At 44.7% G+C, this 12,001-nt stretch carries 13 protein-coding genes; 5 read left to right on the forward strand and 8 right to left on the reverse strand.

Annotated elements, in window-relative coordinates:
- Window positions 1-84 precede the first annotated feature (84 nt).
- Window positions 85-2,958: a DUF5117 domain-containing protein gene (locus tag D0A34_21315; GenBank protein ID UNU21035.1), complete on the forward strand. Its 2,874-nt coding sequence runs from the start codon at window positions 85-87 to the stop codon at window positions 2,956-2,958.
- Window positions 2,959-3,015: 57 nt separating this feature from the next.
- Here the strand turns inward: D0A34_21315 and D0A34_21320 are convergent, their stop codons facing one another.
- The 6 genes from D0A34_21320 to D0A34_21345 form a co-directional block, all read right to left on the reverse strand.
- Window positions 3,016-3,369: a hypothetical protein gene (locus tag D0A34_21320; GenBank protein UNU21036.1), complete on the reverse strand. Its 354-nt coding sequence runs from the start codon at window positions 3,367-3,369 to the stop codon at window positions 3,016-3,018.
- On the reverse strand, window positions 3,363-3,692 hold the full coding sequence (locus D0A34_21325) for a DUF433 domain-containing protein (GenBank protein UNU21037.1): 330 nt from the start codon (window positions 3,690-3,692) through the stop codon (window positions 3,363-3,365). The genes D0A34_21320 and D0A34_21325 overlap by 7 nt, the downstream gene beginning before the upstream one ends.
- A gap of 14 nt (window positions 3,693-3,706) precedes the next feature.
- A complete protein-coding gene (locus D0A34_21330; GenBank protein UNU21038.1) occupies window positions 3,707-4,123 on the reverse strand; it encodes a hypothetical protein in 417 nt (138 codons plus the stop codon).
- Between the two features lie 87 nt (window positions 4,124-4,210).
- The gene (locus D0A34_21335; GenBank protein ID UNU21039.1) at window positions 4,211-4,417 is read right to left on the reverse strand and encodes a hypothetical protein; all 207 of its coding nucleotides are present in this window, start codon (window positions 4,415-4,417) and stop codon (window positions 4,211-4,213) included.
- 150 nt (window positions 4,418-4,567) lie between these two features.
- The gene (locus D0A34_21340) at window positions 4,568-6,031 is read right to left on the reverse strand and encodes a hypothetical protein (GenBank protein UNU21040.1); all 1,464 of its coding nucleotides are present in this window, start codon (window positions 6,029-6,031) and stop codon (window positions 4,568-4,570) included.
- A 287-nt stretch (window positions 6,032-6,318) separates the two neighbouring features.
- Window positions 6,319-6,555 (reverse strand): DUF433 domain-containing protein, encoded by a 237-nt coding sequence (locus tag D0A34_21345; protein UNU21041.1) that lies wholly within the window; start codon window positions 6,553-6,555, stop codon window positions 6,319-6,321.
- A 126-nt stretch (window positions 6,556-6,681) separates the two neighbouring features.
- Here D0A34_21345 and D0A34_21350 point away from each other — a divergent pair, with 126 nt between their 5' ends.
- From D0A34_21350 to D0A34_21360, 3 genes are all read left to right on the forward strand, one after another.
- The gene (locus D0A34_21350; GenBank protein UNU21042.1) at window positions 6,682-6,984 is read left to right on the forward strand and encodes a DUF433 domain-containing protein; all 303 of its coding nucleotides are present in this window, start codon (window positions 6,682-6,684) and stop codon (window positions 6,982-6,984) included.
- Entirely contained in the window at window positions 6,981-7,295 is a 315-nt protein-coding gene (locus tag D0A34_21355; GenBank protein UNU21043.1) for a hypothetical protein, read from the forward strand. Before D0A34_21350 ends, D0A34_21355 begins: the two co-directional genes overlap by 4 nt.
- A gap of 66 nt (window positions 7,296-7,361) precedes the next feature.
- Window positions 7,362-8,630, forward strand: coding sequence for an IS701 family transposase (locus D0A34_21360; GenBank protein ID UNU21044.1), 1,269 nt, complete (start codon window positions 7,362-7,364; stop codon window positions 8,628-8,630).
- 133 nt (window positions 8,631-8,763) lie between these two features.
- Here the strand turns inward: D0A34_21360 and D0A34_21365 are convergent, their stop codons facing one another.
- Window positions 8,764-9,741, reverse strand: coding sequence for a protoheme IX farnesyltransferase (locus tag D0A34_21365; protein UNU22403.1), 978 nt, complete (start codon window positions 9,739-9,741; stop codon window positions 8,764-8,766).
- Between the two features lie 133 nt (window positions 9,742-9,874).
- Window positions 9,875-10,789 (reverse strand): heme A synthase, encoded by a 915-nt coding sequence (locus tag D0A34_21370; GenBank protein UNU21045.1) that lies wholly within the window; start codon window positions 10,787-10,789, stop codon window positions 9,875-9,877.
- Between the two features lie 835 nt (window positions 10,790-11,624).
- On the opposite strand from D0A34_21370, the gene D0A34_21375 reads away from it, so the two are divergent.
- Window positions 11,625-11,807: a hypothetical protein gene (locus tag D0A34_21375; protein UNU21046.1), complete on the forward strand. Its 183-nt coding sequence runs from the start codon at window positions 11,625-11,627 to the stop codon at window positions 11,805-11,807.
- Window positions 11,808-12,001 lie beyond the last annotated feature (194 nt).

The raw sequence follows: 12,001 nt of genomic DNA on the forward strand, positions 1-12,001 counted from the left end.
TATTTTAGAAGTTAGATGCTCCCAGCGTTGGGAGTGCGGCGCGACTATCTCAAAACTATTCTTTCCTGCGGCTAAATACTGAAAATGAAAAGATTGATATTTCCTGAAAATAGCAAAAATCAACAGATAAAAATTCCGAGAAAAAATCTGCCTTTGATATTTTTTATATTATCTTTAGCATTTTTCTGTTTCAGTTTGTATAAAGGTTTCTGGTTACCTTTAGCTTTATCCTCTGGACCGCCCAGCAACGAACAAAGTGGCGAACAGCAAACTCTGGCACCCTTTGAACAGGTTGTCCAAGACGCACAAAAGTTAGAGGGACTATTTACTCTTTACCGCAATCAAGCAACTGATAAAGTATATCTGGAAATTAAACCGCAACAACTCGACAAAAAGTTCCTGTGCTTTGTGACATTGGCATCGGGTTTGGGGGAAGCGGGCATTTTGAGCGGAATGCCGATCGGCGATTTCTTATTTCAACTGCGGCGCGTCCAAAATAACGTGCAGTTTGTGATACCAAATATAAACTTTCGCACAAGGCCGGGCGACCCGCAAGCAGGTTCGGTAGAACGGGGATTTAGCGAGTCGATTCTCTATTCTTTGCCGCTCAAAAGCATTCATTCGCAAAGACAAACTCTGCTGATCGATTTAGGCGATTTGCTGATGAGCGAAAAGCGGGATTTACCAGGGGTAAAAGCGATTTTGCCGATGATTTTGGGCGCTTCTTACTCGATCGATGAAGACAAGTCTTATTTTAAAGATGTTAAAGCGTTTCCGCTGAATGTGGAAATTGCTTCTATTTACGGTTTTTCTAGCGATGATGACAGTGCGGTTAACTATTTACCTTCGGTTCCTGACAGTCGGGCTTTTAACCTCCGCATTCACTACAGTTTCTCGGAAGTGCCGCTAAATAACGGCTACCGCCCCAGACTTGCGGATGAGCGAGTGGGCTATTTCCTCACAGCATATAAGGACTTTTCTGACAAGAGCGGCCGCGAGCCTTTTGTGCGCTATATCAATCGCTGGCATTTGCAAAAGCAAATCCCGACGGCGCCGATGTCGCCTCCGGTGCAGCCGATCGTCTTTTGGATTGAAAATAATGTGCCTCGCGAATACCGAAACGCAATTCGCGAGGGCGTTTTGGAGTGGAACAAAGCTTTTGAAAAAGCAGGTTTTACTGAGGCAATTCAGGTCAAACAAATGCCGGACAATGCTAAATGGGACCCGGCTGACGTTCGCTACAATACTATTCGCTGGTCGAGTTCTTTTGATCCTCAGTTTGCCGGCATTGGGCCGTCTCGCACTAACCCGCTGACGGGGCAAATTTTAGATGCTGACATTCTGTTGGATGCTAATATTGTCTGGCAAATCAAACAAGGCTATCGGTCTTTGGTGGAACAAAATCGCTCGGTATCTAAGAGTTTTCAAGGGCGAAACGGTTCTAATACTAATCCCTGTCAGTTCGGGATGTATTCTCGCTATTTGAATCTGTTAGAAAATGGGGATTTAGGAAAAAGCAGCGGGGAAAATGATCGAGGTGGAATTGCTGATGATTTGCCGACTTTGGTAGAAAGATACCAGGAGCAAAAACGCTCGCCTTTATCGCGGTTGATGTCGAGTTCGGATATGTGTTTTGGGTTGGAATCGAGCCGACAGTTTGCGATCGGGGCAATGTCGAGGTCACTGTTGGAAAATGCAGCGCCTAGCAGTGGGACGATTGACAATTATGTGAATGAATTTATCCGATTTTTGACTACCCACGAAGTCGGTCATACTCTCGGTTTGAGGCACAATTTTCACGGGAGTACGATGCTGCAACCGGAGGATTTGAACAATACTCAGGTAACTCGCACGCAAGGTATGGTGGCGTCGGTGATGGATTATGTGCCGATTAATTTGGCACCGCAGGGAACTGTGCAGGGCGACTATTTTCCAACGATTGTAGGGCCTTATGACGATTGGGCGATCGAGTATGGTTACAAGGTGATTGGCGGCCCAAACCCCAACAGCGACTTACCAGCGCTGCAACAAATTGCCAGCCGCGCTGCGGAACAGCAATTAGCTTACGCGCCGGATGAGGATTCTGTTGATATTCTCGATCCCGCTGCAAATAGCTTTGATCTCAGCGCCAATATGCTGAGGTACTCGCAATGGCAATTGGATAATGCTAGGGCGATGTGGAAGCGTTTAGAAAAGCGAACTCCGGTTGGGGAAGACGGTTATAACGAACTGCGGGTGATGTTTGATTCGGTGTTTGGGTATTATGTTCAGCAGGTGATGAATGCGACTTTGTATGTGGGGGGACAGTCGTTTAATCGGATTCGCCCTGGAGATACTAATGCGAAGTTGCCGTTTGTGCCGATCGAACTTTCTCAGCAGCGAGAAGCTTTAGCAACATTAGAGAAGTACGTTTTTGCCCCGGATGCGTTTAGTTTTGCGCCGGAGTTGCTCAACAAATTGGCGCCTTCGCGCTGGGAGCACTGGGGAAGTCCGGCTTTGGTGTTTCCTCTAGATTACCCGATCGGCGATCGAATTACTTTTTTGCAGCGGTTTGTGTTGCGAGTTTTGCTATCTCCGACGCGGCTGGCGAGGCTGCGGGATGCCGAGTTAAAATCGGCGCCGGAAACTGCTTTGAGGTTGCCGGAAGTGTTGGATACTGTGCAAAAGGATATCTGGAAAGAGGTTTTGCAGCCGGAAAAGAAGATGCAAATTTCAACTTTTCGGCGTTCTTTGCAGCGGGAACATTTAGCAATTTTGATCGGAATGGTGCTGCGAAAAACGAATGTCCCAGAGGATGCGCGGAGCTTGGCTTGGTACGAGTTGCGGCAGTTGCGGGAGGGTTTGAGCAAGAGTATTCGGAATTTGGATCGGAATGCGGATGCTTATACGCGGGCTCATTTGGAGGAAACGCGCGATCGAATATCTAAGGTTTTGAATTCGCAGATTCAGTCGAATTAATCTTATAGCAACCGTCTTGGCGATTGCTATAGTGTAAAAAATCTGTTTTACTTTGCATCAAAGGGGTAGCTTGGCAATACGATCGACCCATTCCTCTGCACTAGATGCTGCCCAAATCAAGAGTAGTTCTTCGATGACAACTTCCATCGGTATTTTTCGGGAAACAATAATGACTCCAGCACTCTGATTAGTAGTAATGAACTCAGCAAATTCCGATGGCATTGTTTTGCGATCGTGGCTGACGAGAACACGTCTTTGCTGTGCTGCAATTGCCAGCACTTCTAAATCTTTAACGCCTTCTAACCCAGCAGCAAAGGCAGTTTGAAAGTCGATTGTAGATTCTCGTCGCAGTAATCCTGTGACGATTGCCTGATTCAAGTCAGCATCAGCTTGGTAGCGAATATTCAAGATCGCACCTGCTGTCTTGCTGCTTTAGCTGCAATCAGTTTGTTGTACAAAGCTGGATCGCTGGTTTGTAGAGGTTGAGGCATGGCATCAAATGCAGCTTCTTCGGCGGCTAAGTAAGCGTCGATTTCAGCGCGGTTGGCTAGATAAAAGGCGATTGCCCCATAAACCTGTTCCAGTGTCAGTAGTGGGAAAGACTGAACAATAGTTTCGGGCGATAATCCTTGTTGGAAAGCATAGGCGATCGAGTCAAGAGAAATCCGAGTTCCTTCAACCCAATAGGCATCATTCCGATACTCTATGTAAGTTTTAACTGCTACAACTGGCATACATTTTTTTGATTCTAACTACTTATTATCATAGACGGAAGAACCCGCAGGCAGCCGAGGGTTTGCATGAGCTCCGTCAGAGGTTGGTTGCGGAAGGTTGCGAGTTGAATTAAGGCTTGAATGCGGGCAACATTGAGTTGTTCAAGACGATCGCTCATTTGGATCAGTTGCTTGTGTTCTTCGGGAGTCAGGGTTTCGGCATGACGCTTGGCGATGAGGGCATGGTATTCTTCCCAGGTTTGTGCACTAAAGCCGATGTTAATTTGTTGCAGCAAGTCGGCTTCAGTAGGTTGGGTGGTTGGAAGTCTAGGCTGGAGGCGTTCTTGCAGGGCGTTGAGGATGTAGCGATCGGGTTCAACGCCCTGTCGAGATGCTTCAGTGCGGATCTGCTGTTCGAGTTCGGGAGAGAGGTTGAGGGTGATGGTGGTCATGGTTATCTTGGCAGCAACATCTATTCATCATTTTAGCGATCGCACTTTCACCTTATCAAAAACTTCATCGCCTGCGAGTTCTCGATTTTACTGCCCGCGTCCTGGTTTGCAATCTACGAAACCTAATGCTTCTGTGTCGAGAAAATTGGCGATCGCCATTTCGATCACCGCTGCGATCGGATATTCAATTTCCGCAGCACGCGCAATTAGAGCCGCTTGAATTCGTTCTGGCAAGCGTCTCAAAATGATTTCGGCATCAGCAGGAGAAAGTTGTTCTTGAAGTTTAGCTTGCATGGCATTCACCTTTGGGTTGGAATTGGATAGATACATTCAAGCCACTACCCAACGTTCCGCTTCACCCGCCACAAACAGCCTCTCGAACTCAACGAAAAGACTCTAATTGGTCGGGTGCAAGCGGATTGTTAGACCGTTGTTGACTTTAACTTAAATCTGAGCATAACGCTCTTGAAGACTATCGTATAAGCGGCGGGTCATCTCAATAGGAATCCCGGCAGGTGGACACAAAATTTTCAATCCTTCAATGCCACCCGCGAAAAGAACCTTGACTAGATCAGGTGTAGACTCAAGCAACTCAAAAAACTTTTGAATGAAAGTTTCTTGCTCATTAGTATTACTAATTGGATAACTGAGAGAAAGTTGACTCAACAAATCTTGTATCTTTTGAGTTGCTTCAACTAGATCCTGCTCCGGAATATTAACATTTTGTTTTGCATGTTGAACAAACCTAACATTACTTCCTTCCGTCGCAACACCAACACCGATAGTTGCGCCTTGCTGGTTAATATTAAAAATGGGTTTTTCAGCCATTATAATCACTCCTGGTTGTAAATTACGAGCTGTTTTTGGTTGTTTTTCAATTGGTTCGGCCCTCTCAACTTGCTCCATAGCATTACGAAGTTGGCTAAGTAGTTCTTGTTGGCTAAATCTTGCCCCATTCTCCAATTCGTCCACAGAGCGCTGCATATTCGTAAAGAAGTTACGAAAGAAGTTTGAAAAATCGCTAAAAATAGGCAATGTAACCTTGTCTTGGTAATTATTTTTATGAGATACCACCAAACAAGGAAATGTATTGGGGTAGATACCAAGGCTTCTTGCTATTTTATAGGTTTCAGACTTATTATATGGGCTACTGCGTGTCCAACCAAGAAGAGACCATGCATAATAGGCTTTCTGCTCAAGTCTTGCTTTCCAAAATTCTGCCGCATGGATCTTACCATGCGGAGCTTCAACAACATAAACAGTAGTATCTGAGCCTGACATTTGATGCAGTTCGTCTAGATGTTCACGTATATACTTAGCTAATTCAACATCCTCGTCTGTATACAGCAAAACAACATCAAATTTAGTATCTCTACTGAAGCTAGTATATCTGTCTTTACGTGAATCCTTTCCATTCAGAACCATTTCCTGGAAATCATCAAAGTGCTTAACAAAAGCCATACAATATTGGACACCAAAATTATAAGGCTTATGATTTATTTTCCGTATTACGATCAGATCATCTTCAAGTATGCCTAGCTTTGATATTCTGGTGTCTTCTGATACTATCCCATCGTTTGCAGCGGGATAGTACATGGAATATGAGATCGCGTAGTCAAAATCTGGGTCTTCCTTATAACCATAAAAATTTTGTGATGGCTCCCAACGATCTTTGTCAAAACCAGCAAAATGCTTCCTCGCTTCTCTAATAACTTCCGATACTTTTGCTTGAGGACTGACATAAATCCTCTTACATTTTTCAACATCCAATTTTTGGATTGCTTCGCCAGCCTTCAAAAAGTAAGCCCAATGGCATCCTGGCCACTCCTTCTCATAACAGCAACTGCTTCTCCAAGACTGCCAGTCTTCGTAAGTAATAACTATTAAACTAATGTTGCTATCTGACATGATTTCCACGTTCAACGGAATTTTTTGAATTTTTCACAGAATGCCCTAGTCAGTCTAAAATGCATCACCTGCATTACGCGCATCTCCAGCACTGAATAAATAGGCTTTTGGTAGGTTCCCCAACAGAAAAGTTTATCGCTCTAAATTATAATTGTATCGCTGTTGCGGTACAATACCCAATATAATAGAAAGATACCGCCGATCGCTCGATCGCTGATGTATTTCACCAAAAGTAGCAGTAATCCACACAGCAATTGCTGACGATAGACGAGAATTCAACAAAATTTTCATCCTGCTAAAACGGGACGATCGAGTTTGCGAACTGCATAGAGAAGCGCAGCTTTGAGATCCTCAAGTTCCAAGTCTGGCAATTCTTCAAGAATTTGCTCAAAACTCAAACCCGCAGCCAGCAACTCTAGGATATCGATGACTCGAATCCGCATTCCCCGGATGCAGGGACGATCGCCACATTTTCTTGGGTTCACTGTGATTCTGTCAAACAGATAAGCAACGGATGCTGGCATTGGTTAAAATTGTTTGAAACCTTTGTCTCTAGCTTACCTCATTTATCGCTCGAAATTCACACCGCGATATAATTCTGCGATCGCTATGCTGTAATAGAGATTAGTCCATTCAAACTTCGATAGTTTATGACCGCAGTAGTATCTATTGACATTGGTACGCTCATTACACGCACTCCCGGACTGCATGGTGGATGTCCTCACATCGTCGGTAAAGGCGTTACCGTTCGCCGGATTGTAACCTGGTACAAGCGAGGATTGACTGCTGAAGAGATTGGCGATCGCATCGGACATCTCACCCTCGCCGAAGTCTACGCTGCATTAACTTACTATCATGCCAACACCCCAGAAATTGAAACTGATTTAATTAATCAAGCAGCACAAGCCAAGCGTCTTGAAGCTTTGTACAGCAACTTTGGTAAAGAAGCATGAGTGAGATTAGGCTTTACCTAGATGAAGACTCCCAGGATCAGTCCCTACTACGGGCATTACGGGCACGTCAAGTCGATGTAACCACCGTCAACGAAACTCAAACAGAAGGATTAATCGACGAAGAACAACTTCGGCTAGCTGCCAGTCAAAACAGAGTTTTGTACAGTCACAATATTGGAGACTTCTGTCCGTTACATACTGAGTTCCTTGGCAGAGAGGAATCTCATGCTGGCATTGCGCTGATCTCACAAGACTATTCCGTGGGCGAGCAAGTTAGAGTCATTATGGAACTAACTGCTAACGGGACTTAAACAAAAAAATTGTGCTAAAAATAGTATAATGTAGTCAGGTTAAGCTTTTTACGTCAAAAACGCGCAATGAAAGAAACAACTCCTAGCGCCATGCCACCATGCTTCGATCGATGGTGTCGTCGTTTTGACGATGTTTTTAGCCATCAAGCCCAAAAAACAGGGTTTAAGCACTATTTAGGGGGATTATTGGGAGAAAGTGAGCGAAAAAACCTGACTCAGATGTCAAGAGACTGTATAGGAGTTACATACAACCGATTGCATCATTTTTTGACAGAAGCTCCTTGGAATGCCCAGCAAGTTAACCAACGACGGTTGCAGGTGATGCAGCAGTGTAGGCAGACTCATATCAGCAGAGGGTTTACTCTGATAATAGATGATTCCGGTCACAGAAAAAGTGGCAATTTAACAGCAGGAGTTGGTCGGCAATATATTGGAGAAATCGGAAAAACAGATAATGGTGTAGTAGTGGTAACTACACACTTATATGATGGAGTGAAAAGCCTACCACTTGATGTTGAATTATATCAACACGCTCATTCGTTACCTCAAGGAAAAGAAAATCCAGAATTTATTAAAAAACCCGATATAGCCATCAAACTAATTGACAAATGCTTAGAAAGGAAAGAGCGACCAGCAGTAGTTTTAATCGATGCAGGCTATGGGAATAATAGTAGATTTTTGCAGGAGTTAGAGAAAAGGAAGTTAACCTATGTAGGAGGATTAGCCAAAAATCGAAAAGTAGTCTGTCAAATAGAACCCGAGCGACAACCCGAAGAACTCAAACTCTCAGAATTAGCAAAACGTTTACCAGCAGAGGCTTTAAGTGCTATTACACTAAATCGGGAAAAGCCCAGAACTGTGTGGGTAGCAACTATCACAGTAGAATTCTCAACCATGTCCGGGCCAAAAACAGTCGCTATCGTCATGAATGCTCCGACTTGTTCTACCGCCACAGAAGTTGATTATTTAGTGACTAACGCTGCCAGTGAGCGGGCAACAGCATCATGGATAGTAACAACTTACTCCCAACGTAATTGGGTAGAAGTGTTTTACCGTGAAGCTAAAGGATGGCTAGGGTTAAAAGAATATCAAATCCGAGGAAAGAGAAGCCTTTATCGACATTTAATATTAGTATTTTGTGCTTATACTTTTATCATTTGGCATCAGTTAACAGGAGGATTGCGTCGGCAGTGGGCTAACCAACCTTTAACAACATTTACTGAAGCTTTGTCAGCTTTTAGAACAGCTATATCTTACAGGTTTTTTGGCTGGTTGCAAGAAAACAGGGACCTATTTACTTTATATAAAGCCAGTTTGGGCTTTGTTTGGGCTTAAAACTTGTTTAAGTCCCACTAATAAGACAGCAGAGGAAATGGTGAACCAGTTAGAGTTTTTGGGTAAATACTTGAAAAATAGCTAAATACTCAGAGCCCCGACTTCTTCAAGAAGTCGGGGCTCTAACAGCAGACTACATCACCACCGCACTAATCAAAGTTTGCACATTTTGTACAACAGCAGTAGTAAAATTATGAGTCACAGGCAAACTGTCAACGACTATTCCCGCGCACAATAGCATCAGGTACAGAATAGAGTATTTGAAGAGCGATCGCGCAACTTTCTTATCCTCTGGAGTCTGCAACAGCAACCAAGCTTTTTGGGCAAAAATAGCACCGAGGAAAATAGCTGTTCCCGCATACACCGCGCCCGCTAAATGCAGGGGATAAACTAGCAGCAAAGTTGCAGGAATCATCAATAGCGTGTAAATCCAAATTTGGCGGGCTGTGGCCTCGTCGCCCTCAATTACCGGCAACATCGGGACGCCTACTTCCTTGTATTCATCGCGAATCATCATTGCTAACGCCCAAAAATGCGGCGGTGTCCACAGGAATATAATCCCAAACAGCAGCCACGCACCCCAACTCAAATCTCCCGTCACCGCAGCCCACCCAACTAGCGGGGGAATCGCCCCTGCTGCACCGCCGATGACGATGTTTTGCACGCTGTGACGCTTCAGCCAGTGGGTGTAAATTAGGACATAGAAAACGATGCCTGACATTGCTAGCAATGCGGCTAATAAGTTGGCAACAACTGTGAGCAATGTAAAGGATATTGTAGCTAGGGCGATCGCAAATATCAAAGCATCCCGCTTCTTCACACGCCCGGAAGGAATCGGCCGCCACCGGGTGCGCTCCATAATATAATCGATGTCACTGTCGTAGACACAATTAATCGTATTCGCCGAGGCGGAAGCTAAAGCGCCTCCAGTAATAGTTGATACCAGCAATAGCGGGTCTACTTCTCCTTTTGCCGCCATCCACATTCCTGCTGAGGTGGTGATTAGCAGCAGTAAAATAATTCTGGGTTTTGTTAGTTGATAGTAACTTTTCACGACTTGCGAAAAGTTTTCGTGGAGGCGGGGCCTGTCGTTGGTAAGGATTTCTTGCATCGGTTGTAAGCTGTTAGTAATTATTTGCGAATTCGTCATTAGTCATTAGGTTGTAGGGGCGGGTTTTACGAGAAATATTTGCTGTAGCTACAAGGATTAATAAACCCGCCGCCTCTTACTTTAGTCTTATCTCTCAAGCTGATAAAACTCGATCGCGCCAAGCTAAAACACTAAAAGCTATCAGGGTTCCCAGCAAAGCAGCACCGACTGCTTGGTGGGCGACTGTCAGCGGTTCTACCTGAAGGTGCAGCCGGAAAGTTGCTAATCCCAGAACTAATTGAGCAATTAGGCAAACACTCGCCCAATTAGCCAGTTTTCGCAAATTTGGACTGAGTGCAGGCTGCCGCCAAGCCATGACTGCTACGGCTAAAGTCGCTGCTGTAGCTGGTACGATACCGGCGATGTGGCTGTTCATTACCGAGCACAATTCTGAGGAGTCCAAACATTGGTGCAGTGCCCATCTAGAGCCTACTAATGCTCCTAGCAAACTTTGCAGGTAAACTAACAATACTGCGATCGAACTTACCCAAGCCAATTTGCCGACATTTCCTGTAGCTTCGTAGGGAGTCAGCATGAAACCGATGACTAGCAGGGCGCCAAAAAACAGTAAAGCTGTTCCCAAGTGAGCGGTAACGATGTCAAATCTGAGCAGTTGTGTTACTGTCAAGCCGCCCAATACGCCTTGAAAAACAATTAAAAATACTGCCCCAGCGCTCGCCCAAGGCAGCCATTTTGGCAGGCGGCTGCGGTAAAACAAAGATAGTCCTAAAAGTGCGATCGCGCTTAAGCCGATCGCTGCTGCGTCCAACCGGTGAAACCATTCCAGAAATACCTGCAAATTCATTTGCGCTGCAGGTATTAATTGACCGTAGCACAGCGGCCAGTCGGGGCAAGCGAGCCCCGCATTCATGACTCGCGTGGCGCTGCCTACAGCCATTAACAGCCAGGTTGCGATCGCAATTTTCCACACTAGGCCGCGGATAATATCTTTTGGCTGCCACTGCACTCCTGCTGCTGCGTTTGGCTGATTTAAAACTGAGTTTGCCATGGAATTTACCTTAGCCTTTGTTATCGATCGAACTTAATTAAATATCGAGGTTTTGCTTTGACTGAGCTTAGCCGAGCTTAACACTCTTTTTCTCTGACCAACCGTCATTTTTACTACCTTAGCGACACTTTTATCCAATTAGTTTGTCTTTATATTTTTTTCAACTTTCTTCTTTATATTACAAAAGATGTCCTTTATTTTGTCAAACTTAAAAAAACTTTAATCTTTCCCCGCCCCTGGATCGTTAAGAACTCCCCCACAGTCGAGATTGCACGGAAAAATAAAGATTTAATTAAGAAAAACCATTTATCAAATAATTGTGATATGAAACGCTCAAAAATTTTTACAAAAAACTAAGCAATATAAAAAAACCTATAAAGTAGATTCCCAACAAACTATATTTAGCTGATTGTTCTACCCTAGTAGGAAGTATGACGGCAAATAAAACGGCAGTCAACAAGTTAAGCAAGCTATAAGCCAGCGACTCTTTACTCCAGGCGTCATAGGCGCGAGCAAGCTGTTCAACGATGGAAAAAGAAACAGGAAAAATACCGGCTTCGCTGGTGGTCCTAAGATGACGGCATAGCGATCGCAGCAATCAGGTTGTGCTACGGTCAAAACAACCACCTGATGCCACAGCAAGCCTCAGAATAAGCACCGATGGTAGAGGCTTTTATAACGTCACGATCGCGATCGCCACAGCCCTATTTATGGCGTTGCATAATAGCGGGGGGATTTTGATTGTTTTGTGGGATGGGATCTCGTCGCCCGAAGGCGTGTATTTTCACAGCAGGCGGGACGCTAACCCCTATTCCCCACAAGAATCATCCTCAAATTGTACAACACCCCGATCGCACCCCCGCTGAGCGCAGGCTCAGGAGACGCGGTGCCTGAAACAGCACCAGAAATCACGCCAGAAATGCCTCCCACCCCCAGCAGCGCCAAATACGACGAAGAAGCCAAACCCTCAGAGACGGGACAATCCCCAAGTATCACAGTCAACCTCACTGGCATCTAAGCTGCTACGCAGCTAGATTGTAGAATACCAAGTAGAAATAAATTACCAAGCGCTAAAATATATGTATATGTCAGCCAAAAATCATCTATCTTCCAGTAGAACAATTAGAATAATTGCTACATAAATTATTGAATGAAGGAAAACTTCTTATTAAATGCGCTACATCCCGTACATTACTCGTTGCCGAACTTCCT

The sequence above is a fragment of the Microcoleus vaginatus PCC 9802 genome, assembly GCA_022701275.1.
Lineage (GTDB): Bacteria > Cyanobacteriota > Cyanobacteriia > Cyanobacteriales > Microcoleaceae > Microcoleus > Microcoleus vaginatus_A.

What these genes read in the sequence shown, in the direction of transcription:
- D0A34_21330 (UNU21038.1), bottom strand. Translation starts at nt 4,123, where the DNA reads ATGACCACCATCACCCTCAACCTCTCTCCCGAACTCGAACAGCAGATC.
- D0A34_21325 (UNU21037.1), bottom strand. Translation starts at nt 3,692, where the DNA reads ATGCCAGTTGTAGCAGTTAAAACTTACATAGAGTATCGGAATGATGCC.
- D0A34_21340 (UNU21040.1), bottom strand. Translation starts at nt 6,031, where the DNA reads ATGTCAGATAGCAACATTAGTTTAATAGTTATTACTTACGAAGACTGG.
- D0A34_21360 (UNU21044.1), top strand. Translation starts at nt 7,362, where the DNA reads ATGAAAGAAACAACTCCTAGCGCCATGCCACCATGCTTCGATCGATGG.
- D0A34_21355 (UNU21043.1), top strand. Translation starts at nt 6,981, where the DNA reads ATGAGTGAGATTAGGCTTTACCTAGATGAAGACTCCCAGGATCAGTCC.
- D0A34_21370 (UNU21045.1), bottom strand. Translation starts at nt 10,789, where the DNA reads ATGGCAAACTCAGTTTTAAATCAGCCAAACGCAGCAGCAGGAGTGCAG.
- D0A34_21350 (UNU21042.1), top strand. Translation starts at nt 6,682, where the DNA reads ATGACCGCAGTAGTATCTATTGACATTGGTACGCTCATTACACGCACT.
- D0A34_21345 (UNU21041.1), bottom strand. Translation starts at nt 6,555, where the DNA reads ATGCCAGCATCCGTTGCTTATCTGTTTGACAGAATCACAGTGAACCCA.
- D0A34_21365 (UNU22403.1), bottom strand. Translation starts at nt 9,741, where the DNA reads ATGCAAGAAATCCTTACCAACGACAGGCCCCGCCTCCACGAAAACTTT.
- D0A34_21335 (UNU21039.1), bottom strand. Translation starts at nt 4,417, where the DNA reads ATGCAAGCTAAACTTCAAGAACAACTTTCTCCTGCTGATGCCGAAATC.
- D0A34_21315 (UNU21035.1), top strand. Translation starts at nt 85, where the DNA reads ATGAAAAGATTGATATTTCCTGAAAATAGCAAAAATCAACAGATAAAA.